Source organism: Palleronia abyssalis (assembly GCF_900302445.1).
GTDB lineage: Bacteria > Pseudomonadota > Alphaproteobacteria > Rhodobacterales > Rhodobacteraceae > Palleronia > Palleronia abyssalis.
In genome coordinates this window covers 40,689-62,188 of the sequence record NZ_ONZF01000015.1, presented here as the reverse complement: position 1 = coordinate 62,188, position 21,500 = coordinate 40,689, and the positions used below count along the sequence as shown (strand labels likewise).

Genomic DNA, 21,500 nt, shown 5'->3' with positions numbered 1-21,500 from the left:
GGTATCCCCGGTCCCCGTCAGAAGCTGTCGATGCGCGCCGCGTCGGCCATCTGCGTGATGCCGCGCGTCGCGCCGCGGCCCCGCGACGACACGATACCGACCAGCGCGCCGTCCTGGATCACGGGGGCCCCGGACCAGCCCAGAGGGATCGGACAGGCAAGTTCCACCAGCCCGCCCGCGCGCCCGAGATAGTCGCATCTGCGCGTTTCGCGTTGGCCGCCGGGGCCGCGCGCCGAAATGACGACGGGGCCCGGGCGTATCGGGGCAATGACCACGCGGCCGGCACCGTCAAAGGGGACCTGAAGGACCGCAAGATCGGCGGCCGCCCCCATGGCCGCGTCCAACCGACCATAGGCCGGGTTGGCGCGTGTGCTCAGGATCGGCTCTGACCGTCCGGATCCGGTGAGAGTGAAGGGTCTGGCCGCGTCGAGACAATGCGCGGCGGTCGCGGCAGTGTCCGGTCCGGTGCGCACGGCGTTGCAGACCGTGCCATCGGCGGCCCGGAACAGCAAAGGCTGGACGGTGCGGGGTGGCAGGTCGTCCGCCGGCGCAGTTCGGTCGGCGTCTCCGATGACCGGCATGACGCAGCCCTGCAAGGCCATGAGTAAGATTGCCACCATGATGGTTCGCACGGTTCACCCCCTGATCTGGAAATTGCATGGCACCGCCGGGCCCGGAACCGCGGCGGTGCCGGACCCGCCTAGATCAGCAGGTCGTTGAGCGCGCCGATCCGGTTGTTGACGCTTTCGGCGTTGGCCTGTGCGCCGACCGTCAGCTCTTTCTCGACATAGCCGAGGTTGGCCACGGGATTGTTCGTGCGCGGCCGTGCTGCGGTATTGACGCGCAGGGCCGTCCGCTGCGGTGTCGAGACCTGGGGCTGGTAGCGCTGGATCGAACTGACGAAGCCTGCCGTATCCGCGCCGGTCTGGCGCAGGGCGCCGACATAGACGTTGCGGGTGCGTTGCAGGTCGCCGACGACCCCGTCGATGATCCGGTTGTCGACGCGCACGTTCGCCTTGATCCGGTTCAGTGTGGCCTGCGCCGATCCACGGTCGCCGCCCCGCTGGACCGAGCGTTCGACGGTCGCGATCTGGTTCAGGCGACAGTTGTTGAGCGACGAGAGGTTCCGGACCAGCTGGTTGGCCTGACCCAGGTCGCGGCGGGCGTCTGCGTTGACCGCGCCGCGCAACGCGGAGGTCGAGGAATTGCGCCGCTGAAGGTCGGAGTAATACCCGGCGCCCGCCCCGGCCATGCCCCCGATCAGCGCGCCGACCAGCGCCCCGCCGATGGGGCTATCCCCGCGATTGCGCGCGATGTTGGCCCCGAGGGCGCCGCCGGCGGTGGCCCCGACGCTGGCCCATTTCTTGATGCGTTCGTTGCGTTCGCGGGCGATGGCGACGAAGGGCTGGCGGAACTGGCTGCATTCGTCGCGCGTCGCCTGAAGCTCGGCCTCGGTGGGCACCGCGACGCATCCGCTGACGATCAGGCCGATCGAGGCGCACAGGGCGGCGATCCGGGCCGGGCGGCGCAACATGTTGTAAATGGACATCTGAAAAGTCTCCCTGTGTTTATGGATCATTGTTCTGCGCGCAGCCGGTCCCTGACCGGCCGGGCGGTGTCGAAGCGCGCGAGATAGGCGTCGAACACGTCGCCCGAGGGGTTTTCGCGCAGTTCTTGCAACGCTTCGTCGAAAAGGGGCCAGGCCCGCTCCTCGTACAGCCACAGGCCTTCTGCCGAGACGGCGGCGCGAACCTCGGCGACGACCTCGTCGGCCAGGGTGTCGGGCTGTGTCGCGACGGAGCGGATCAGTGACAGAACCGTCCTGGTCTGGCTGTCGATCATTGCCAGGCGGGCATCGAGATCGCGTTCGAGCCTGTTGATGGCGTCGCGCAGACGCTGGCCTTCTGAATGCTGCGCCAGTTCGGGGTCCGAGGCGACCATCTCGCGCAGGTCCGGCAACTGTTGCAGGATGGTGATCCCCATGACGCCGTTGACGCGGATGTTCAGGATGCCGGTCGCCGCCGCACGGACGCTGGCCGCCAGCTCGGCCCGCCGTGCCTCGTTGATCGCGGCCTCGGATTGTTCGAGCGCGACCTCCACGCGTTCCAGCTGACGCTGAAGTTCGTCGTCGTCCGCCCCGTCGCGGCCTGCGGCGGCCAGCAGGGCCCGGGCTTCGTCGCGGAAGGCGGCGCCCGGCGTCTGTCTGATCTTGGTCAGTTCGGCATGTGCCTCGGCCAGCTCGGCGTCGAATTGGGTGTTGCGCAGATCGGATCGGAACACCCCCGGCTCAGGGGCGCCGGCGGTCAGGATCGGCGGCCCCAGCATGGGCCGGATGCCTGCGGGCGCCAGTGCAACCTCGCCATCGATGCCGTAGAACGGGGCTTCCGCACGATGGGCCACGCCGAGAGCCGAGGGTGGCGTCAGGGCGTTGCCGCCGCGCAGGACGTAGCCCCCGCGCGCCCCGTGCAGCATGTCGGGCCGCACCAGCCGGAACAGATCCTGCGTGATCTCGGCCGCGTTGCCGACCATGTCGTAAAGGCCGGCGAGGTTGGGCATCCGCCCGCCCACGGGTCCGAAGGTCCGCCGGGACGTTCCATCGGTGAAGTGGGCGATCTCGGGCAGTTCTCCGGCGCGGATGCCGTCCGTTTCGGCATCGCGGACGAGATAGACGGCGACCTCGGCATTGACGCCGACGCCAACCGACCCGCCACGGGCGGCATATTCCCACTCGGCCTCGGACGGGAGCCGGAAAAAGCCGGTCGAGCCTGCCTCCCATGGCACGAGCGGGGACTGACCTTCGGCGATGCGGCGGCGGCTTTCGGCGACCATGTAGGCGTTGAGCGCGCGCATCCGGTCCTGTGCTGCGAAGTAGCTGAGGCCGGTGGACGGCGCGACGTCCCGCCAGGTGATGCGCGCGGCAGCGGCGTCGTGCGCGGCGCAGGCGGCCGCATCTGTCGCGGCGTCCGGACGGCTTTCCCCCGCCCAGGCTTCCAGCGCACCCCCCGTGACCAGCGCGTCCTGCAGGACCGTCCATTCATGCGAGGCGACGTAATAGGCGCGCCGGATGAGGTTACCCGCTGTCCCCCGCAGCGAATAGCCGCCCGCGACCGGTTCGGTCCGCCGCCCCTGAAGGTAGCGTTCCCTGAGACCACCGCCGAACAGACCGCCCTGCGATGTGATGTCGTGATCGAGCAATGTGCCCGCCGGCGTGTCGATGCGCGCCATCGCCAGATGCCGCCCGCAGGGCAACGGGATCACCAGCGCCCGCGGCCGGGTTGCCGGATCTTGCGCAGGCGGGCATTCCTTCACGCCGTCCGTCTCCGCCGCGGCGCGGAACAGTCCGGGGGCGTCGAGCTGGCACCAGTCGGTCGCAACTTGAGGGGCCGGCATCTCCTGCGCGGAGAGCGGCGCGGCGATCAGGGTGATGATCGCGGCGACACCGGCCAAACGTTTGCACTTTTCAATCGGCATGAAGCCTCCGAAATCAGTCGCCCCTGAGGGCACGGGACACATCGAGCCGCCCGAGCCGGACGACGGCGACCGCACCGGCGAGGCCGCCGAGTGCGACGGCGCCCAGGGCACCGGCGAGAAGGGGGATCAGGTTCGGCCGCACGATCTCGGTCGGCTGGGCGAGGTAGCCTTGCGCCATGGCTTCGACCGAACCGCCCATCGCGGCGGCCAGCCCCAGCGCGAGCGCGGCGGCGATGGCGGTCATCGTCGCCCCCTGGACAAGCGGAAAGGTGGCGGTTTCCCGCCGCGACATGCCCAGGACGGCCATCAGGGCAAAGTCCCGTCGCTTGCGCAGCACCGACAGCCACTGGATCAGGATCGTCGTCGCGACGAAGGCCAGTGCAGAGAGCGAAAGCACCAGGCCGAACAGTTGTCGCAGGCCAGTCTCCAGGCGGAGGATCCGATCGACCTGGTCGGTCATCAGCCGCGTCTCGAACCCCGCGTTTTGCAGTCGATCGCGCAAGGCGGGCGCCTGGGATACCTCGGGGGCATAGATGCGCAGGCTTTGCCAGCGCTCGTCGTCTTCGGGGGCGCGGTAGTCCGGCGTATCGGAACTGAAGGTGAGGTAGTCGCCGAACCCCAGAAGCGCCCCTTCGGACACGAACCCCGTGCGGCCGGGCCAATGCGCCTCTGGCAGGATCCCGGCAACGGGCAGGATCACCTCGCGCCGCTCGACGGCACCGCCGGTCGGCGTGCGCTGCAGCAGGATCGAGATTTCCGACCCGGGATCGGCCTTCAGCTCGGCGGCGGCGCGGGCCGACAGGATCAGGCCCGCTTGCCCCGGGGGCGGCAGATCGGCGCGTGCGAGCACCGGATCGCCGGGCGACGTCGTCCGCATGTCCAGCGGGACCGAAGACCCCCGCCCCCCGACGAGACGCGCGGTCTGTGTGGTCACGAAAAACGAAGGCTCGGGGACGGCAAAGCCGGTCTCGGGCCACGCCCGCAGCGCGGCGAGGAGATCGGCGTCCACCTGATGCTCGCCCACGATGACGACCTCGCGGTTGCGCAGATCGGCGGCAAGGTCGCGGGCCCAGGTTTCGACCAGGCCGACTTGCAGCGTGTGCAACACCACCGGAGGTGCAAGAAGCGCGGCCAGCAGGATGACCCCCAGCACGCTGAGCTTCCGGTCGTGCCACAGGTCCGCGAATGCGAAGTGCAGGGCGAGCGCCACACCGGGTCTGCGGACGCCTTTCGTCCCGCCATACCCCCGCGGCATCAGAAGACCACCTGCAGGGCTTCGTGCCAGAACGCTCCATGTTCCAATGGCCGGACGGCGAAGCCTGCGCGATACGCGGTGTCGGCATCATGGGTGGCGATCAGGACGGCCGTGCCTTCGTCCGCGGCCAGCCTGCTCAGAAGCTCCATCACCGCCGTGCCGGACGCTGCGTCCAGGCCTGTCGTCGGCTCGTCCGCCAGCAACACGCGGCGCGGGACCGACATCCCCGCCAGCAAGGCCACGCGTTTGCGCTGTCCGCCGGAAAGCTGCTCGCGGGTCTTGTCCAGATGTGCCCCGACGCCCAGTCTTTCGGCCAGCCGGTCGAAGCGCGCCCGCGCAACCGGGTTCCCCGCGTGCCCCGCCAGTCGCAGGCCGGACGACGCATGGGCGCGGGCCGTCAGAAACGGCAGGACGCCACCCGATTGAGGCACGTATCCAAGCGGCCCCGCCCGGAGGTGGGCAAGGGCATCGATGCGACCCGCGGCGATATCCCCGGCCAGATCGCGCCGATCGTCATCCGCGGTCGCAAGGACAAACCTGTCGACCCGTTCAGGTCGCATCAGCAGGGCAAGGAATTCCAGCAGCATCGACTTGCCGCATCCCGATGGTCCGACGACGGCGATCCGCTCGCCGGGTTGCAGCCGAAGGATTGGAAGATCCAGGGCGAATTCGGAGACGCCCACCTCTCCGACGCGCAGGCGGACGCCCTCGACCTCGAGGGCGGCGGCGGTCATGGCAGGTCCCGCAGCGGAAGGGGATAGACCTGATCGCCGACGGCCCGCCCGGCCAGGGACAACCAACCATCCTGCGCGGCGTAGATCCGGCGATAGGATGCGACCTTGGCCTGGACTTCGTCCAGAAGCTCGACCTGTCCCTGCTGGCTGAGCGCGTCCCACAGCGACGGCGTCATGTTGATGAACTTCGAGCCGTAGGGCAGATCGTCGAGGTAGGCGGGCAGGAAGGTGCCGAATTCGGGGTCGACGGCTGCCTGGCCCGACTGCGCCTGCACGGACGAGAAGAAATCCCCCATCCCCAGCTGTTTGGCGTTCAGACGCTCGACGATGTCTTCCAGCCGGTTCGCCAGATCGCTGAGCTGATCGCGGGTCATGAAGACGCTGACATCCAGCGCGCGACGTTCGGGGTTGGCAAGATCCACATCCGCCGCCCAGCCACGATAGAAATCGGGCGCCTCTGCTCCGGACTGCGCGCCCAGATACTCGGTCTGGTAGCGGAAAATCTCTTCGGCGACGGCATCGGCGATCAGCGGGGAGGCTGAGGGGTCGTCCACGCTGATGGCATCCCCGCCCAGCAGGGCCGCAAGCTCGGGCGAGAGCGCAGGGCCGGCCGGCGCATCCAGCTGGCCCACGGTGGACAGGGTGCCGAGCTGGTCGATCACGTTGGCCGCGATCAGCTGAAGCGATTGCCCGAACGCCTCTTCGGTCGCGCCGCGGACCTTGAAGTATTTCGAGACGGCGGCATCCCCGGTCCGGGCCAGTCGGGAATAAAGCTGCGCGCCCCGCGCCGTGTCGTCGTAGCCTTCGGTTCTGCTGCTGACCGAAATTGCCTCTTCGGTCTGCATGTGCAGGACGAACAGCGAGACATTGCGCTGCGCGGCCATCGCCATGATCGTCTCGGGGCCCATGCCGGGATCGGACGCCAGCGCGTCGCCCACGCTGCGGGGGCTGGCGTCGGTGATCAGGAAGACCAGCCGCGTGTCCACCTCGCCCCAATTCAGATCCGAGATTGCCAGATCGATCCCGGCGAAGGCATCCTCGCGCCAGTTGGCCGTCGAGGCGGCGGCCGGCACCATGCGCGCCACATCGGCGAACAGCGTCTGGTCACCGACACCGCCCCCGAAGTCGCGGTAGATCGTCCTGAGATATTCCACGTCGCTGGCGGCTTCGACGTTGTCCCGAAAACCGACCAGCGCGAAGTCGAACCGGTCCGACAGCCCGCGCGACGCCAGACCGTCCGAGACGGATCGGACGAAGGTCTTCGCCTTGTCGATATAGGGGCCCATCGACCGGGTCGTGTCGATGACGAAGGCCACGCCGACGCGGAAGTCGCGGGCATCCGCCTCGACCGTGATCCGATCCTGACCCACGGGCTGCGTCCCGGCGTCGCGGACGTCGGAGCTGTCGCGGTTGAGCGCGGCAAGCTGAAGGATGGCGACGTCGCCATGGGTCGCCGTGTTCGTCAGGCGGTAATCCAGCACCGGCATGAGATACGGACGCTCGACCGAGTCGACGACGAGGCGCGGCTCGATCGCGACGACCCGATCGGGATCGTGGGTGCCCGCCTCGATCCGACCGTGGATTTCGGCGATCCGGTCGGCGGCACCATCCCCGGCTTCGAGGACATCGAACACGTCATCTTCGGAGGAGAAGAACACCGTCCGGTCGCGCCCGGTCCGCGGGGCGTAGGACATCACCAGCATGGTGCGCCAATCCTCGGTGCGCGCGGCCTCGATCCAGCCTTCCGCCCGTCGGGTCGTCCGACCGATCGCCAGCAGCGCGCCACCGTCGCCGGGTTCTTCGTGGAAGACGTAGTGAACGGAAAACGCCGGAAGCGATTGCTCCGTGCCATCCTCGGTTCGCATCTGTGCGTCGGGGCGGATCAGGACACGCCGGGCCCGGTCGCCTTCGGCCAGCGGCGCGGTCAGCGCGGCAAGGCTGGGCAGGCCCGGTGTCGGCTGGGGGGCGGGATCCGGCTGCGGAGTCACTGTCGGCATCTCAGCGCTGCCGTCCGCGTCTTCTTCGCCGCCGGATTGGTCCGCGACCCTGTCATCAGGGTCGATGACGGGTTCGGGCGCGGGATCGACGACGGGTTCGGGGGGGGCCGGCTCGGCCGATTGCGGAAGGCTGGGTATCATGGCCGCGATCTGCGATCTGGCGGCATCCCGGGTTTCCGCAGCCTGGTCGATCCGGGTTTCCTGCGGTGCCATCGCCGCGCGCAGGTCGGCGAGCGCCGCGCGGGCCTCGCCCTCGCTGCCGGGCGGGAACGGTCCGCTTTCGGCGGCTTCGACATTCGACCGGAAAGCGTCGATCGTGTCCTGCAACTCGTCGAGGGCGGCCTGAGTCCCCTGGGCCAACGCCACGTGCGGCACTGCGAAAGCAAGGACCAGGGTCCCGATGCGAAGATGTCGGGTCATCTGAAAATCTCCAGGGATTGGCCGCTCATGAAGGCGAAGCCCTCTTTGGGCACCCAGACAAGCTGGACCCCCGGGGCTTCGGCCACGCGCAGGACGACGGAAGGCTCGCCGAACGAGCTTTGAAGGGTTTCGTCGCGGAAGGGGGGCGGGCTGTGGTAGGAGAGCGCGCCCTTTTGGACCGTCGCGAGCGCCACCGACAGGGTCATGTTCGCGGGCGTCCCTTCCGGCAGGGCCACGGGTCCGCTCTGCCGGATGTCCGCGACGAACCAGTTCATGTTGTCGGCTTCCCAGGTTGCGCGTGTAACAAGGGTATCCAGCTCTTCGGCGCGGGCGGCGAGCGCGTCCCGGGCGGCGCTGGTCTCGGGCGTTGCGGGCGCCGAGAGCGATGCCGCTTCGGCCTCGCGCCGGCGCAGATCCTCATAGGCGGCGCGCAAGCTGGCGACCTTGGCGGGGTCGACCGGGGTCTCTTCGGGCGTCACGACCGGCGGACTGGTGGCGGTCTGTGCGAATGGCTGCGGCGTACCCTCGGCGGCCGGTCGGGAAGGCGTGTCCCCAAGCGGCTGGGGCAGTTGCTGCGCCTGCGCCGCAGACCCGGCGATCGCGAGAAGGACGGCAAGCGGGAGGTATCTCGATTTGATCATGTGTTCAAATTCTCGGCAATGTCAGCAGGGAGATCGCGATCAGGACGGTGATGGCGCCGCGCGGCGAGGACCGGGCCAGCACCGATGCGCCGATTGCCGCCGCGGGGATAAGCCAGCCGGTCGCTGTTCCGGGATCCAGCAGCCCCAGGGCGAGGGCACAGGCAACGATTGCGAACGCGCCGCCTCCGGGCCCGGCAATACCTGCCCCGACGACGACCGCGCCCAACGCCACGACTGGACGGACGAGGTGATCTTTCCACCCGATCCCGATCGGCAGCTCGGCGGCGAGCACGGCAAGGTGGGGGGCCACGGCGGCGCAGAGCAGGCCGCACGCGCCGGCCGCCAACGCCCCCGCCACCCGTCCCCCGGGCGGCTGGGCGACCCAGATTGCGATGGCCGCGAGCGATGCCAGAAGGGTCGCCGCGAACGGGGAAGGCGCGGTCGCGAACAGTACCAGCGCAGCGATCCCCGCGCCGGTCAGAAGGAGACCCGAGGCGAATGTATGTCGTGCGGCGGCGGCCAGAATGCCCAGGCCAGCACCGGCGAGGCCGATGGCCACCGCGCTCATGTGCGTACACCGTCGATGGGGCGACGTTCACTCATAGACGCTGTCCATCTGGCCGCATTGAGAGTCGACCTGGTCCAGCACCTTGACCTGACGCGCCTGTTGCAAGGCGAGGTGCGCGATACCTATCGCGATCTGGGTCGCCCGGGTATCGAGGTCCAGAATGCGTTTCGAGACGCTGTTCAGCCGAACCACCATGGCCGAGTCGTTGGCGGCTTGTGCCTTCGCGATGTCCCGCGACACGCGTCCGACGAAGCCCTGACTGCATTGCAGGTTGGCCTCGGACCGTGCGACCAGGTCCGCCGCCGCCAACGCCGTCACGTCCGTCCGCTGCTGTGCGGTCCGGTCCGACGTGCCCTCAGGACACAGGTCCGCCTTCATCGCGTCGTCATAGATCCGGTCGACCGCCGATATGAGCGCCTGCATGCGCCGGTCCGAGGCCCGGTAGGCCTGTTCCAGCGCATCGATATCGGCTTCGAGAGTCGACAGGTTGCGGTCGCAGAACCCGACCTGCGCCCGGCTTTCGACCGGAACACCGCCCGCCAAAAGCATCGCCGAAAGCGCGACCGCCATTCGAAGGGTCATGGTCTTTCCTCGCTTGTGGTTTCCAGCATCCGTTCGATGGCCACGCGCAGCATGGCGTCGCATTCGCTTGCCCCGACGCCAGCCAAGGCCGCCGACCAGCGATCTCGCGCGGCATCGGTCCGTCCCGTTTGCCGCAGGATCATCCCGTGAAGCAGCGCGGTTCGACCGTTCGGCTCAAGCCCGACCAGGGACCTTTCCAGCCGTTCGAACTGCGCGTCGTGCGTCGCCAGGGCGCCCAGCTGTATCGTCGCGCGGATCGTCCGGGCCGCGTCTCGGCCGCAGGTTGCGGCGTCGTACCCCGTGCCTTCGGCGGAGAGGATCGCGAGACGCTCTTGTGCGGCCCAGAAACCGGGATCGGCGGCGACGGCCGCGTCGAGCAACGACGCCGCCTCTTTCGACTGGGACGTTGCGGCGGCGCGCAGGAAGTGCTCGTCACCCCTGCACCAATCGGGCATCTCGATCGCTGCAGCACGATCCAGGTGAGAAATCGCGTCGCGGGATCGACCGTCGCGCAGGGCAAGCTCGGCCCGGGCCAGGGCAAGACGCCACGTGGCAGGCCCCGGAGGCGTGCCGGCTTCGATCTGCTTCAGAAGGGTTTCCTTGAGGTCCGGGCCGGTCGCCAACGTCGCAGCCGCCAGCCGATGTCGAAGCGCGCGATCCACGCCGGTGGCCACGCGCTTGTGCCGCATCATGCAAGGGGTGCCGGCGGCAACCAGCCCATCCTCGCCGGCGACTGCCTCGGCTTCGGCTTCCGCCTCGCCCGACTCGACGTCCGAGAGGGCTTCGGACAATTCAGGCGGCGGCGGCGGAGGGTTCTGCGCGTCGGTCTGTTCCGGCACCGGGACCAGGGCGGCGGCGGCCAGCAGAAGTGCGGTCGCTGCGCCCCATGCCGCGCGCCATCCTCCCGGGGCGTCGTTGATGCGGGGCGCGTGTCCGTCGGTCATCGTTGCCATTGGCGGCCCCTGCGCTCGAAGTCCTCGACCCGCCTTTGGAAAACGACGTTGCGCCCGGTCGTCACGGTGACCCAGCGTATTGGCACCCGCGCCTCTCGCAGCATCCAGTAGAGCGGGGAAAACGCCTCGAGAGTTTCGGCGGCGACGAGGTAGGTCGTTGCAATCCCCGCGTCGTCGAACAGGGCCGCGGCGGTGTCGGCCTCTTTCTGCGCGGCCTCGCCCTGATCAAGGGGTGTGGCGGCGTCGGCCAGGGCGGACCAGGCGGGGGAAAGGCTTGCCCGGTAATCGTTGAGATCGCGGTAAGACCGTCGATCCGTCACCAGCGTCAGTTCGCCCTGCGCTGTCTTGGCCGTGATTTCGCCATCAGCCAGCGTCGCGGCGAACGCATCGAGATCCAGTTCAACCAGCCCTGACGGAAGTATGAAGACGTACCGGCTGTGGGGCGCGAGCACGGCATCGATCGGCGAGGGGTAGAACAGGTCCGGTATCTCGTCGCGTCGGACCTCGCCTTGCGGGACGGGCGGCGCGGCCGCGGAAATCACCAGCATCGTCGCGAGGATCAGGACCGCCAGCGCGTTGGCCGACACGTCGAGCATACCGACCTCGGACTCGGCACCGGGCGTGGCGCCGCGACGGATCAGCCTGATCCCGATCATTGCGCCGCCCCTGAGGCCGAACCGAACCGTTCCAGCAGCGCCGTGGCATCCGCACCGGGCCCGCCGAGCGGGGCGAATTCGAACAGGTCGAGCGTGTCGCCGTCTTCGCGTCGATCCGAGAGATCCCTGACCATCGTGCGGAGGCGATCAGCGACCACGATGCCATCGGCTTCGACCGCGCATTCCTGCGACAGGCCGATCAGGACCCGCCCGCGGCCTTCCACGGCCTCTGACAGCGGTCCCGCGATATCGCGCGGGCCGAATTCCTGGACCTCCCCCGTCATCCGGTGGAGGCGGACGATGCGGTCCGAACCGCACAGCACCAGCGCGTCGTAGGGGGCGGGCCGCAATACCGAAGGCGTCGCCAGTTCCTGCAGCGCGAAAACGATCACGAAGATGCCGATCGTCGCGAACAGGATGTCCACCAACGCGGTGAACTGTCCCGCCTTGCGAAGGTTTCGCGACCGCATGGACTGACGGACGGCTGCCATGGCTCAGGCCGCGCTTGGGGCGCCGAAGCGCGCGCCGATCGCCCGGTCGCGGGCGCGGTCGCCGACCAGATCGATCCACGTGGACAACGCCATCACCGGGATCACCAGGACCAAGCCGGCAAACGTCGTGTCGAACGCGAAGCGCAAGGCGCCCAGAACGGATTCAAGCGCTTCCTGGCGGTCCCCGTCGGCGAAGACCGTCCCCAGCCCGCCGATCGCGTCCGAAATGCCGATCACTGTGCCGATGAACCCCAGCAGCGGCAGAACCCAGACGGCATAGGACATGGGTGCCATCCTGCGCGCGACCAGGTGGTCCCACCGCTCGGCGAAGAGGCCGGCGGCCAGGGTCGGGTCGGCGGGCATCGGCACTTCGCGCCCGCCGCCTTGCCCCGACAGCCACCCGGCGAGTCCGCCCGCCTGCGTCGTGCCCGTCGCCCAGAGCTGGATCGTGCCGTATACAAGCGCCCAGAGACCGACGAACCCGATCACGAGGACGAAGGGATTGTGCACGAGGCGTTCCAGCAGTGTCGCGGTCGCCCCGTCCTCTGGCGGTGGAACGGCAAGACCTGCGGCAGCACACAGCGCGGCGGCCAGCAGCCCGGAGACGACGAGGGGGTTGAGCAGGCGGGCGTCGGGGAGGGTCGTCATTCGTCGCTGTCTCCATCGGTCTGCGAAAGGTCTGCCCCGACCGGGTCCGGTTCGACCGTGGCGAGTGTCTGGCGCAGCGCGTCGGCCTGGCCTTCGAGGGTTGCGCGCAGGGCCTCTGCCTCGTCGAGTTGCAGGGTGAGGGTATCGATGAGCTGGTCGAGAGCCGCTTGGCGGGGGCCCGGCTCGGCCGCCTCGCGTCGCGCATAGAGATCGTCGAGCCGCGCGTCCTGATCGGCCACCATCGCGTCGACCTCGACGATCACGGTTTCGATCTGCGTGACGGTTGCGGCGATCTGCTCGGGGCCGGGCGTGTCCTCGGCGACCGCGCCCCCCGCGGGGAGCGCGGCCAGCAGCGCCGCCGCGATATGACGGCGCACGGTCCTCATTCCTGCGAGACCGACGGCGTCTCGGCGACGAGGTTGGCCTGCGTCAGGATGCCGGACATCTTCTCGTTCATCGTACCCAGTTCGGCCGACATCGCTTCCATGGTCGCCAGCGCCTGATCGGCCAGGGCTGCCTCGTAATAGGCGACGATGACCTCGCGCTGGTCCTCGATCTGGGCGATCAGCGCCTGGGATTCGGCGGCCTGCTCGGTGATCTGCTGGCGCAGCGTGATGCCGCGGTCGATCCGGCCCTGCCACCCGTCGGCGACTTCCTTGAGCTGTGGGATATCGGCGGCGCGCTCCAGTAGATCGTCGCGGCGCTCGGACCAGGTGTCGAGCATGCCGTTCATCTCGTCCCAGAGCTCGCTGTCGCGGTTGAGGCTGTCATAGACCTCGCGCGCGGCGGCCAGCATTTCGTCCAGGGCTTTGGTGCCCGCCTCGAGGTCGGAAGCCTCGGCCATCTGCGCGCTCAGCGTCTCGATCCGGCCTTCGAGGCCCTGGGCGATCGTGGTCACGTCGTCGACGAGCGAAGCGACATCGGGTTCGTCCTGCTGGGCGGCGGCCGGAAGGGCCAGGACCGTCGCGACGGCAATGGCGGAGATGAAGGTTTTCATGGGATGTCCTCTATTGTTTTGAGAGAGTGTTCCGGGGACGCGTCATTCCTGGCTGACGGCCGTCTCTTCGGTTTGCAGAACCGAGGCGCCGACTTCGTCGAGCACCGCGACCATGCGTTCGAGGTTCGAAGTCAATTCACCAAGCTCGCCGACGAAGTTCTCCACGGCGATGACACCGGACTCGAGCTGGATTTCCCGCCGCAATTGCGCGTGCTGCGAGAGCGAAAAGGTGATCCGGGATTCCAGGCCCTGCAGCGTTTCGTATTCGTCCTCGACCTGGGCCAGGGCGGATTCGAGCCGCGCGACGCGATTGTCGCGCGCAGGGCTCGACGGCTCCCGCTCCTGCTTGCGAAGAATGACAAGAACCTCGGCCCGGGCCCGGTCGAGTTCGTCCATGAAGGCCGAGTTCAGCTTCACCTGGTCCAGGATCGCCCGCGACTCGACCTCCATCGCGTCGAGGATCTGCAGGACGGCCTGCTGCTCGGCGGGGACGCCCGCATCGAAGAGGGCCTGGATCGATTGGGTCGTGGAAGAAAGGTTGTCGCGCACGCTGTTGGCGGTCATGGACAACTCGCCGCGAAGCTCCTCCAACTGGCTGGTGTTGATCATGGACTGCTGCCCGATGGCGCCACCTGCGGACAGCATGAGGATTGCGATGACGGGGATGGCATGGGTCAGGCGCATGAAGTGCTCCGGATGTCGAAAGGTTGCGTGAACTGTTTTGGGATGTCCGGGCACGGGCATCCTTCGTTGCCCGGCATGGCACGTCCGGAGACGTCGTCGCCCGGGACCCCGCATCCCTTCGGGAAGCCTTGCACCGCCTGGGAAAGGCGAAGTCGGCCTTCCTGCGACCTATGGATCACGCGTCTGGGGCGTCGCGAATGTCGCGAGGGGGTGCAATCCGTCACCGGGATCTCCGGGCGCGGCATCACTGATAGTCCGTCATGTCGTCGTAGAAAGTGTCTTTCATGAAATTGCATTCTTTGTCGAAGTCCTGCACTGCTTCGGACAGCCGCAACTGCTTCTTCCGCAGAGACGCCATCGAGATCATCACCGTGGTCAGGCGTCCGTCCTGACGGCTTGCCTCGCCGAGCAGACGCGAAAGGTTCGACCTGCGCATAAGGTCGGCGCGCGGGGCGTCCTCGGCGATCTCGTTCATGGCCGTTCCGATCCGGGTCGCGGTCTGTTGCGCGCAGGCCGCCAGATTTTCCACCTCGGCGAGACGCTCGCCCGCGTCGAAGGACGCGATATCCTCGGCCAGCGCGGCGATGTTGCCTGAGAGCTTGTCGGGACAGACGAGGTTCTCGGAGGTGCGTGCCTCCATCATGACCTCGGAAAGAGAGTCGAAATCCTCTTCCAGGTCTTCGACCTGGCCGTCGATCTTGGCCTTGCTCTGCTCGATCTCGTCGACAGCGGCGCGGAAACTCGGCGAATCCTTGGGGCAGTTGCGACCGGCGGGGACATCGTAGGTGAACAGTTCGGCCCCCCTATCGCGTCCCTGGTCGCCGGTGATCACGTCCAGTACGGTCAGCGGCATGGCTGAGGTAGTATCGGGCATGTCGACCCCGCCCTGATCTGGCACGGTCAATGGCTTGGGTAGGGCAGTCCCCTCTTCCGACGACGGGTCTGACGCGGCCGTGTCCCCCAGGGTGGCGAACAACGCCTCGATCCGGTCGTGGTCCACACTCTGCGCTGCTGCGGGCATGGCCGAGATCGCAAGAACCATCAGACCTCGGGCCGACGTTCTGAGCGCGATCAACAACTTGGGTGGCGACAGGTCGCCCCAAACGATGCCTTGCATTCGCTTACCTCGGATTTCCTTCTTAGCATCCCGTGACGGGGCGCCGGGTCAGTAAGGCACGGGGGAAACTTGATCGATAGCTATACCGATCTATAGTTTTCGCGCTTATCCGATTGAACTTTTATCCAACGATTCAACCAGAGCGGTATAGCACGTCAGCGACGGCCCGCGCCCGATCTTTGCCTGACCCTTCGCGAAGGCTGCCGAGTATCCGTGCGTACGGGGCGTCGGGAACTGCTCGGAACGCCCCTTCCGAGCTTGGGACAGCCTTGTCGATTTCGGATGCCAGGGTTTCCGGCAGCCAAAGTGCCACCACCTGCCGGAGTATTTGATCCGGCCGGGCGTAGAGGGGGCCCTCGTCGCGGCCCGGGAAGAGAGTTCTGCCCGAGGTATCCGCCCGCGGCCAGTCGCCCTTGACCGCGGGTGCCAGAAGGGCCGGATCCCCGGCGTCCGGTGCGTGGTCGATCAGAAGCAGTCGGCAGTCGACCGGCCCCCGGCAAGCGAAATGCAATGAATCGCCCGGGCGCAGGATAGCCAGGCCTTGCACCGCTTCCTCGGGATCCCAGACGAATCCGGCGGCCCGCGGCCGTCCTGGTCGCACCTCGACTTCACCCCGATCGCCGGTGAAGTCGCGCACCGCGCGGGACAGGCGCGAGCCCGCCGACTGGCCATAGATGCCGACCCCGCGTTCGCGCAGGACACGTCTGAGGGCCTCGGGTCCGTCATGAAAGTGCTCGGGCCCGATGCCGTCCCGAGCGATCGTCGTCTCAAGCACAAGTCGGGATATATCCGCAGGCTTGACCCGGATCTGGCCGCTGAGCCGACGTGAGACACCCGTCTTCTCGCACTGGAAAGCTTTCTTCGCCACGACAGTTACATCGGTGTTGAACGGCAGGCGATAGCCGACCGCCTCGAGCACGACCTTGATCGAGGCACGCAGATCCGGATAGCGGGGTCCATCCCCGGTCATTTGTTCCCCGGTCATTCGGGACCTCGCCCGACGAACAACATGAAAGCGGCCGCGTCCCGGCGGCTGGCCGAGAAGGCGCGGGTCGGATCGCCGTCGCGCGCCAGTTCGGTGTAGAATCGCCGCGCCAAGCGGCCCGCCTCGGAATCGCCGATCCGCCAGGCGGTCGCGATCACCACCGAACTGCCAGCGTTGAGGAACAGGCCCGGCAGGTCGACCTCTCCCCGCGCGGCTGAAAGGATGCCGGCGGTTTCGCACAGTCCCAGACAGACCAGCGGCGGTGCACGATGCCGCCTGAGCGCGCTTTCGATCGCCCGGACCGTCAGAACCCCTCCGTCCGCGCGCCGAAGGCCGGACCAAGCCGGATCCCATCCCCGTGTCTCGAAATGACCGGCCACATGCAGCACCTCTGCCCCGGTCGACAGTGCCGCGTCCAGCCCGTCCGCATCCAGCACATGGTGCGTCATCATCGTCGTGTCGCGCAGTGCCGCTTCCTCGCGGCGCGCATCGACCTGCCCGTCGTGCAGCAGCGCGGCCTTCCGCCAGCAGCGCGGGACGGCTTCCGGCGCAGCCGACCGGCCCCGCAGGTAAAGCCAATCCGTCCCCCGATCGGGTATCAGCGCCGAGAAGGGCAGGGCGGATAACGCCCCCCCCGCACTGACCATGATCGGGCGATCCCCGGCCAGAAGATCCGAGACGGGATCGAGCAGGGCCCGCCGCAAGACACTTGCCGCTTCGGGGTCGTGGCCCCCGGCCTCGCCCGCCGACAGAACCGCATGGACGGCCCGTGACAGTGTTCCAACCGATGCGTCGACGGTATGGCGGCGCCCGCCGGACGGGCCGGTGGCGTCCAAGATCCAGCCCCGTTCGGTCTGCACATAGCGCAGCGTCGGCGAACGCGCATGCGTCCGCCGGGGCGCAACCTGTTCGGCGGGCCGATCGGGCCAGATCGTTCCGTCGATCAGGCCTTTCACCTTGTCGGGGCCGATGGGCAGATCCGCGACTGCCCGTTCGTCGCCAGACAAGAGCTCGGGATGACCCTTCGCAAGCCGCGACGGCAGACCGGCCGCACGGCGCAGATCCAGCGAAAGGTCGTGCACGGCGCGCGCTTCGGCAAGGCGCCCCATATCGTAGAGAAGCCCGAGCGCCGTCTCGAAAGGTCGCATTCGTGCGTCCGCATATCGGCGGCGGGCCTCGGGGAAGACCAGATCCGACGCGCGCCGCAGGGCGACCGCCGCGCAAGCCCGCTTGGCCATAAGCAATCGGCTGCGCGGGGCATCCAGCCGGCGGGCAAGCACCTCGTTCAGCTTCCAGAGCCCGTCGCCGACCGTCGCCGAATCTTCCGACAGCTCGATCGCCCGGAGGCGGACGTCTTGCCAGATGGATGGCGCGCGCGCGGCGAGGTCAGGCAGGTCGACAAGCTGGGCGACAAGTTCCGCCGCTTCGGGGGGCGCATCGGTCAGTCTGGCGCTGCCGTCCGAGAGCCCCCCTTGCCAGAGACGGTCGAGCCAGTCGAAGATCTCCTCAGAACGGCTAGCGGCCTGCAGCATGTCGATCGTCATGCTCAGAATTGGCGCGGGAAGGTTTCCATAGGTGGTTGCGAATGTCGCCGTCGCGTCCTCGAGGACGGCGAGGGCGCCGTCCGGGTCCCCCGCGTCGAAGGCCATCTCGGCGCGCAGCATGGCTAGGTTGGACCGCAGGTTCAGCGACAGCCCGGCCTCGTCGAAATCGGCCAGTTCGGCGCCCAGGGCCGCGCGTTCGGCATCGGTTCCAAGGACGGCGCGAACTTTCGTCGCGACGATCATCGCGTTCGCCATCCGGCGAATCTCGGGCCTGTGGCCGTGCAACGTCCAATCGTCGCGGATGTCGGCGGCATGGCCGCGCGTCGCGTCGAGATCGCCCATTCGTTCGGCCAGCTGCATGCGATAATGGCGCCAGCCAAAGATCACCTCGGGCGGCCGGTCCTCTGACGGTTCCGGCCCGAGCACCGCGTCCGCCTCGGCGAAGCGGCCGAGATCCATGAGGCAGGTCGCCATCCGGCGCTGGATCACCAGGACGAAATCCCGATCGCCCTCCGGGCGGACGCGCAGCGCCTCCTCGTGGAGCGCGAGCGCCTGTTCCTCGTCGCCCAGTTCGTAAAGAAAGATGCCGCGCGATGTCAGCGCGCGGGCCAGTGCAAAACGATCACCGGAGGCACGCGCATGCGCTTCGGCCTGGGCATAGCGGTCGCTGGCGATGTCGGGCCGTGCCTGGTTCCACGCCGTGTCGCCGGCCTCGATCAGCTGCTCTGCCTGTCGATCGGCCAACACGCTCACGGGCGCGCCCCGGCTGTTGCGCAACGATCAGCAACTTTCGACACCACGTTTCCCCCATCCGGTTCGCTACGACGAAGCGTAGCCACCGGAGAGGGAGTTTATAGCAATGTATCTTTGCGGCAAACCCGCGAGGGGCCGCAGTTCAGGCTGCGGTCCGCACCATCATCGCGCCATGCCCGCCGCTTTCGGGATCGGGGTAATAGCCCGGCATCTCCCAAAGCAGCCTGAAGCCCAGCCGGGCATAGAGCCGCATCTCGGGATCGCGGGGCTCTCCGCTTTCGCCGCGGCTCAGATAGGTGCCGAGCGCGGCGTCGGTGCGATCCTGCGCCCAGCGGCGATATCCGGGCAGGCGACTGCCCACGCACAGCGCACGGCATCCGCCGCCCAGGAACAGCTTGGCGTAATAGCCGACGACCTCGGCGGCAACGCCCGCCCCACCCACACCCGGGCGCGCCGACATCGAAACGCCGTAGGCGAGTTTTCCGTCCGGAATGTGCGTCCGCGCGATGCGGCCTTCGTCGGTCTGGTCGGCCCAGCTGAGCGTCGAGAGGTGGTCGGTCAGCTGCGCAGCCGCGTAGCCCACGACCCTGCCGTCCTGTTCGACGACGATGCTGCCGGGCGCGAACACGCGGGCGCGCCCGGCGATTGTTTCCATGCTTGCTGCGGCATCGCCCCAGGCGACCTGCTCTACCTCGGCGGCCAGGCAAACGTCCTGGGGCTCAAGCGGGCGAACCTTCATCCCGTACTCCTTCGTGATCTCGCCCCCGCACGATGCACCGCCCGACATCCGCGCGCTGCCGGCCCGTCCCCCACCAATCCCCGTCTTCCACTTGGAGACCCCTTGATATGAAACAGGAAAATATTTCCCCCGTGCCGATCCCGGTGCCGCCCGAGGTCGCGACGATGACCCCCAAGGAGGTGATCGTCCTGATGCGCCAGTTCGGTGTCGGCAAGATCAACCGCCCGCCCCCCGATCATGCGCGGTCATGGACGACGGCCGAGTTCTTGGACCGCTGCCTTGAACCGGGCGTGCTTCGCGGCCGCGACTACGACCCGCCCGAGCGGACGACGGTCGAAGGCTGGTTCTCGGCGGGTGGGCCCTTGCCGAACGACCGGCGTCACAAGACGTGGCATTTCTTCTATCACGTGTTCTTCAACGATGCGCGCCGCAGTTCGGGAACGGCGGCATGGCGCGATGCGTATTTCGCCGCCATCGCGCGCGCGCAGATCGCCGCGGCCCGCTCGGCGGGGGAACGATTGCCGCTGCTTCGCCCGTCCCAGGCCCGGACCGGACAGGTCCTTGCACCGGAGGATTCGCAATGACCCGGCTGTCACCCCTTGTGGCCGAGCACGCCGCGCAGCCGCGGTTGACGCCTGTTCACCCGGGCGACCCGGCGCTGACCACCACGTTGCTTCTTAACGCGGCGCGGCGGGGCTTTGCGCGCCTTGCGACCGGGGCGACCGCGAACGCCGAGCCCGACTGGTCGTCCTTCCTGTCCGCGCTTGTCGAGGCAGGCTCGCTTTCGGCCGAGACGTTGCTGTGCCCCGGCACCCATGCGGCGGTCCCGGTCCTTGCCGCGGCCTTGCCCATGCTGGACCGGGCGGTGGTCTCGTACGAGTACGGCCGCGCTTTCGCCGGGGAAATCCTGACCCACGAGGCCGCTTACCTTGCGCACCTGCACCGGGCCGGGGTGCCTGCCCGAGTGCGCGATACGCTCATCGTCCGGGTTCGTCACGAGGCCTTGTTGCGTGACCTGGAAACGCTGGTCGCATCCCGGTGAGACCCGGATTTTACCCGTATATTCAAAGGCAAGACCCCGCGCGCTTCGGGTTTCGGGCCGGATGGGCGCTGCAGTGCCGCATCGGTCTTGTTCTTCATCCTGGTCCCCGGATTGCACGGAGACCGAACATGGAAATCACGCGTGGTGGCATCGGATGGGGGCATTACCCCCAGGTGCGGTATGACCCGGCCCTTCAGCGGGCGGTTCGCCGGCACGTCCTTCTTATCCCCGGGCAGGGCTGCGTGCCCTGGTTGCGCACGGCGGGACAATGCTGTCCCTTCTGCCGCTTGCCCGCCGCGTCCCGCGAGGCCGTGCTGGGACCCGAACACGAGGGCCGGACGGAGGCCTGGCCCGTCGCACCGGACGACCATCGCGAGATGATCGACACCGGGCTTGCAGCGGCTGACGGCGCCGAAGAGATCGTGGCCTTCAACGGCGGGTCCTGGCTGACCGATCGGGAAATTCCGGAATCTGCCCGGGTCCATCTCTACGAAAGTGCGCGCGACCATCCGTCGGCGTCGCGCCTGATGGTCGAGAGCCGGCCGGAATTCGTGCGCGCCGCCGCGCTGGACGAGGCGGAGCGCCACCTCGGGGATGTCAGGCTGAAAGTAGCGATCGGTCTTGAAAGCACGGAAGCCGAGGTGCGCAACGGGAACCTTCGCAAGTTCATCGGGTGGCGCAGCTTCGAGGACGCCATCAAGCGGCTGCACGCACGGGGCATGGAAAGTTTCGTCTATGTCTTTCTCGGCGCGCCCGGTCTGTCGCCTCATGCGGCGCTGTCGGACGCGAAGCGATCCGTGCGAAGGCTTGCCGGGATGGGCGTGAACGAGATCGCCCTGTCCTGTGCCTTCGTTCCGCCGGGCGGCCCGTTGGAGCAAAGCTACCGATCGGGGGCTTTCCGGCCGCCGTCGTTGTGGACGATCGTGGCGCTGCTGGAACGGGCCGTTGCGCACGGATGGCCGGTTTCGCTGGGCGGCTTCGACGATGTGCCCCCGCCTGTCGCCATTCCGGCCAATTGCGGGCGCTGCGATTCCGCCGTCCACGATGTCCTTGACGGGTTCCGGCAAACGGGCCACCTGGATACGGCCAGTCTGCCCGACTGCTCGTGCCGCGGCCGGTTGGACGCCGCCGCGGTGGCCAGGGCGGCCGTACTGTGACATCGATACCACGATTTTCACCATCCTGGCAGGCATAAGCGTTGACGCAGCGCATGGTCCGGCATC

23 protein-coding genes are annotated in these 21,500 nt (G+C 68.1%); 3 read left to right on the top strand and 20 right to left on the bottom strand.

Annotated elements, in window-relative coordinates; genetic code table 11:
• Positions 1 to 17: 17 nt before the first annotated feature.
• The 20 genes from PAA8504_RS19990 to PAA8504_RS19895 form a co-directional block, all read right to left on the bottom strand.
• The gene (locus PAA8504_RS19990) at positions 18 to 632 is read right to left on the bottom strand and encodes a trypsin-like peptidase domain-containing protein (RefSeq protein ID WP_146190545.1); all 615 of its coding nucleotides are present in this window, start codon (positions 630 to 632) and stop codon (positions 18 to 20) included.
• A gap of 68 nt (positions 633 to 700) precedes the next feature.
• Positions 701 to 1,549 (bottom strand): hypothetical protein, encoded by an 849-nt coding sequence (locus PAA8504_RS19985; RefSeq protein WP_181375893.1) that lies wholly within the window; start codon positions 1,547 to 1,549, stop codon positions 701 to 703.
• Between the two features lie 26 nt (positions 1,550 to 1,575).
• On the bottom strand, positions 1,576 to 3,471 hold the full coding sequence (locus tag PAA8504_RS19980) for a formylglycine-generating enzyme family protein (protein ID WP_181375892.1): 1,896 nt from the start codon (positions 3,469 to 3,471) through the stop codon (positions 1,576 to 1,578).
• A gap of 13 nt (positions 3,472 to 3,484) precedes the next feature.
• A complete protein-coding gene (locus PAA8504_RS19975; RefSeq protein ID WP_108895908.1) occupies positions 3,485 to 4,726 on the bottom strand; it encodes an FtsX-like permease family protein in 1,242 nt (413 codons plus the stop codon).
• The gene (locus PAA8504_RS19970; RefSeq protein WP_108895907.1) at positions 4,726 to 5,460 is read right to left on the bottom strand and encodes an ATP-binding cassette domain-containing protein; all 735 of its coding nucleotides are present in this window, start codon (positions 5,458 to 5,460) and stop codon (positions 4,726 to 4,728) included. The genes PAA8504_RS19975 and PAA8504_RS19970 overlap by 1 nt, the downstream gene beginning before the upstream one ends.
• Positions 5,457 to 7,877 carry a hypothetical protein gene (locus PAA8504_RS19965; RefSeq protein WP_108895906.1) on the bottom strand — a complete coding sequence of 807 codons (2,421 nt, stop codon included), beginning with the start codon at positions 7,875 to 7,877 and terminating at the stop codon, positions 5,457 to 5,459. Before PAA8504_RS19965 ends, PAA8504_RS19970 begins: the two co-directional genes overlap by 4 nt.
• Positions 7,874 to 8,518, bottom strand: coding sequence for a hypothetical protein (locus tag PAA8504_RS19960; protein WP_108895905.1), 645 nt, complete (start codon positions 8,516 to 8,518; stop codon positions 7,874 to 7,876). Before PAA8504_RS19960 ends, PAA8504_RS19965 begins: the two co-directional genes overlap by 4 nt.
• A 4-nt stretch (positions 8,519 to 8,522) precedes the next feature.
• Entirely contained in the window at positions 8,523 to 9,086 is a 564-nt protein-coding gene (locus tag PAA8504_RS19955; protein ID WP_108895904.1) for a hypothetical protein, read from the bottom strand.
• A 27-nt stretch (positions 9,087 to 9,113) separates the two neighbouring features.
• Entirely contained in the window at positions 9,114 to 9,668 is a 555-nt protein-coding gene (locus PAA8504_RS19950; protein ID WP_108895903.1) for a hypothetical protein, read from the bottom strand.
• Positions 9,665 to 10,621, bottom strand: coding sequence for a hypothetical protein (locus PAA8504_RS19945; protein WP_108895902.1), 957 nt, complete (start codon positions 10,619 to 10,621; stop codon positions 9,665 to 9,667). Before PAA8504_RS19945 ends, PAA8504_RS19950 begins: the two co-directional genes overlap by 4 nt.
• Positions 10,609 to 11,277 carry a hypothetical protein gene (locus tag PAA8504_RS19940; protein ID WP_108895901.1) on the bottom strand — a complete coding sequence of 223 codons (669 nt, stop codon included), beginning with the start codon at positions 11,275 to 11,277 and terminating at the stop codon, positions 10,609 to 10,611. The genes PAA8504_RS19945 and PAA8504_RS19940 overlap by 13 nt, the downstream gene beginning before the upstream one ends.
• Positions 11,274 to 11,768 carry a hypothetical protein gene (locus tag PAA8504_RS19935; RefSeq protein WP_108895900.1) on the bottom strand — a complete coding sequence of 165 codons (495 nt, stop codon included), beginning with the start codon at positions 11,766 to 11,768 and terminating at the stop codon, positions 11,274 to 11,276. The genes PAA8504_RS19940 and PAA8504_RS19935 overlap by 4 nt, the downstream gene beginning before the upstream one ends.
• A gap of 3 nt (positions 11,769 to 11,771) precedes the next feature.
• Positions 11,772 to 12,416: a MotA/TolQ/ExbB proton channel family protein gene (locus PAA8504_RS19930; RefSeq protein WP_108895899.1), complete on the bottom strand. Its 645-nt coding sequence runs from the start codon at positions 12,414 to 12,416 to the stop codon at positions 11,772 to 11,774.
• Positions 12,413 to 12,793, bottom strand: a complete 381-nt coding sequence (locus tag PAA8504_RS19925) for a hypothetical protein (protein ID WP_146190542.1) — start codon at positions 12,791 to 12,793, stop codon at positions 12,413 to 12,415. The genes PAA8504_RS19930 and PAA8504_RS19925 overlap by 4 nt, the downstream gene beginning before the upstream one ends.
• 5 nt (positions 12,794 to 12,798) lie before the next feature.
• On the bottom strand, positions 12,799 to 13,413 hold the full coding sequence (locus tag PAA8504_RS19920; protein WP_108895897.1) for a hypothetical protein: 615 nt from the start codon (positions 13,411 to 13,413) through the stop codon (positions 12,799 to 12,801).
• Positions 13,414 to 13,455: 42 nt separating this feature from the next.
• On the bottom strand, positions 13,456 to 14,097 hold the full coding sequence (locus PAA8504_RS19915; RefSeq protein ID WP_108895896.1) for a hypothetical protein: 642 nt from the start codon (positions 14,095 to 14,097) through the stop codon (positions 13,456 to 13,458).
• Positions 14,098 to 14,341: 244 nt separating this feature from the next.
• A complete protein-coding gene (locus PAA8504_RS19910; RefSeq protein WP_108895895.1) occupies positions 14,342 to 15,214 on the bottom strand; it encodes a hypothetical protein in 873 nt (290 codons plus the stop codon).
• Between the two features lie 133 nt (positions 15,215 to 15,347).
• Complete coding sequence (locus PAA8504_RS19905; RefSeq protein ID WP_146190541.1) at positions 15,348 to 16,199, bottom strand: hypothetical protein; 852 nt, start codon at positions 16,197 to 16,199, stop codon at positions 15,348 to 15,350.
• Positions 16,196 to 18,496 carry a CHAT domain-containing protein gene (locus PAA8504_RS19900; RefSeq protein ID WP_181375891.1) on the bottom strand — a complete coding sequence of 767 codons (2,301 nt, stop codon included), beginning with the start codon at positions 18,494 to 18,496 and terminating at the stop codon, positions 16,196 to 16,198. Before PAA8504_RS19900 ends, PAA8504_RS19905 begins: the two co-directional genes overlap by 4 nt.
• Before the next feature lie 142 nt (positions 18,497 to 18,638).
• Complete coding sequence (locus tag PAA8504_RS19895) at positions 18,639 to 19,235, bottom strand: GNAT family N-acetyltransferase (RefSeq protein WP_181375890.1); 597 nt, start codon at positions 19,233 to 19,235, stop codon at positions 18,639 to 18,641.
• Between the two features lie 107 nt (positions 19,236 to 19,342).
• Between PAA8504_RS19895 and PAA8504_RS19890 the strand changes: the two genes are divergently transcribed.
• The 3 genes from PAA8504_RS19890 to PAA8504_RS19880 all read left to right on the top strand — a co-directional run bounded on the left by PAA8504_RS19890 (position 19,343) and on the right by PAA8504_RS19880 (position 21,434).
• On the top strand, positions 19,343 to 19,819 hold the full coding sequence (locus PAA8504_RS19890) for a hypothetical protein (RefSeq protein WP_146190540.1): 477 nt from the start codon (positions 19,343 to 19,345) through the stop codon (positions 19,817 to 19,819).
• Positions 19,816 to 20,277 (top strand): hypothetical protein, encoded by a 462-nt coding sequence (locus tag PAA8504_RS19885; RefSeq protein ID WP_108895890.1) that lies wholly within the window; start codon positions 19,816 to 19,818, stop codon positions 20,275 to 20,277. The genes PAA8504_RS19890 and PAA8504_RS19885 overlap by 4 nt, the downstream gene beginning before the upstream one ends.
• A 128-nt stretch (positions 20,278 to 20,405) precedes the next feature.
• Complete coding sequence (locus PAA8504_RS19880) at positions 20,406 to 21,434, top strand: hypothetical protein (protein WP_108895889.1); 1,029 nt, start codon at positions 20,406 to 20,408, stop codon at positions 21,432 to 21,434.
• The last annotated feature ends 66 nt before the right edge of the window (positions 21,435 to 21,500 follow it).

Excerpts from the sequence above, each read along its gene's own strand:
- PAA8504_RS19920 (WP_108895897.1), bottom strand. The coding sequence starts at position 13,413 with ATGAAAACCTTCATCTCCGCCATTGCCGTCGCGACGGTCCTGGCCCTT.
- PAA8504_RS19885 (WP_108895890.1), top strand. The coding sequence starts at position 19,816 with ATGACCCGGCTGTCACCCCTTGTGGCCGAGCACGCCGCGCAGCCGCGG.
- PAA8504_RS19975 (WP_108895908.1), bottom strand. The coding sequence starts at position 4,726 with ATGCCGCGGGGGTATGGCGGGACGAAAGGCGTCCGCAGACCCGGTGTG.
- PAA8504_RS19945 (WP_108895902.1), bottom strand. The coding sequence starts at position 10,621 with ATGGCAACGATGACCGACGGACACGCGCCCCGCATCAACGACGCCCCG.
- PAA8504_RS19905 (WP_146190541.1), bottom strand. The coding sequence starts at position 16,199 with ATGACCGGGGAACAAATGACCGGGGATGGACCCCGCTATCCGGATCTG.
- PAA8504_RS19890 (WP_146190540.1), top strand. The coding sequence starts at position 19,343 with ATGAAACAGGAAAATATTTCCCCCGTGCCGATCCCGGTGCCGCCCGAG.
- PAA8504_RS19915 (WP_108895896.1), bottom strand. The coding sequence starts at position 14,097 with ATGCGCCTGACCCATGCCATCCCCGTCATCGCAATCCTCATGCTGTCC.
- PAA8504_RS19950 (WP_108895903.1), bottom strand. The coding sequence starts at position 9,668 with ATGACCCTTCGAATGGCGGTCGCGCTTTCGGCGATGCTTTTGGCGGGC.
- PAA8504_RS19980 (WP_181375892.1), bottom strand. The coding sequence starts at position 3,471 with ATGCCGATTGAAAAGTGCAAACGTTTGGCCGGTGTCGCCGCGATCATC.
- PAA8504_RS19970 (WP_108895907.1), bottom strand. The coding sequence starts at position 5,460 with ATGACCGCCGCCGCCCTCGAGGTCGAGGGCGTCCGCCTGCGCGTCGGA.
- PAA8504_RS19985 (WP_181375893.1), bottom strand. The coding sequence starts at position 1,549 with ATGTCCATTTACAACATGTTGCGCCGCCCGGCCCGGATCGCCGCCCTG.
- PAA8504_RS19940 (WP_108895901.1), bottom strand. The coding sequence starts at position 11,277 with ATGATCGGGATCAGGCTGATCCGTCGCGGCGCCACGCCCGGTGCCGAG.
- PAA8504_RS19895 (WP_181375890.1), bottom strand. The coding sequence starts at position 19,235 with ATGAAGGTTCGCCCGCTTGAGCCCCAGGACGTTTGCCTGGCCGCCGAG.
- PAA8504_RS19960 (WP_108895905.1), bottom strand. The coding sequence starts at position 8,518 with ATGATCAAATCGAGATACCTCCCGCTTGCCGTCCTTCTCGCGATCGCC.
- PAA8504_RS19930 (WP_108895899.1), bottom strand. The coding sequence starts at position 12,416 with ATGACGACCCTCCCCGACGCCCGCCTGCTCAACCCCCTCGTCGTCTCC.
- PAA8504_RS19910 (WP_108895895.1), bottom strand. The coding sequence starts at position 15,214 with ATGCAAGGCATCGTTTGGGGCGACCTGTCGCCACCCAAGTTGTTGATC.
- PAA8504_RS19965 (WP_108895906.1), bottom strand. The coding sequence starts at position 7,877 with ATGACCCGACATCTTCGCATCGGGACCCTGGTCCTTGCTTTCGCAGTG.
- PAA8504_RS19880 (WP_108895889.1), top strand. The coding sequence starts at position 20,406 with ATGGAAATCACGCGTGGTGGCATCGGATGGGGGCATTACCCCCAGGTG.
- PAA8504_RS19955 (WP_108895904.1), bottom strand. The coding sequence starts at position 9,086 with ATGAGCGCGGTGGCCATCGGCCTCGCCGGTGCTGGCCTGGGCATTCTG.
- PAA8504_RS19935 (WP_108895900.1), bottom strand. The coding sequence starts at position 11,768 with ATGGCAGCCGTCCGTCAGTCCATGCGGTCGCGAAACCTTCGCAAGGCG.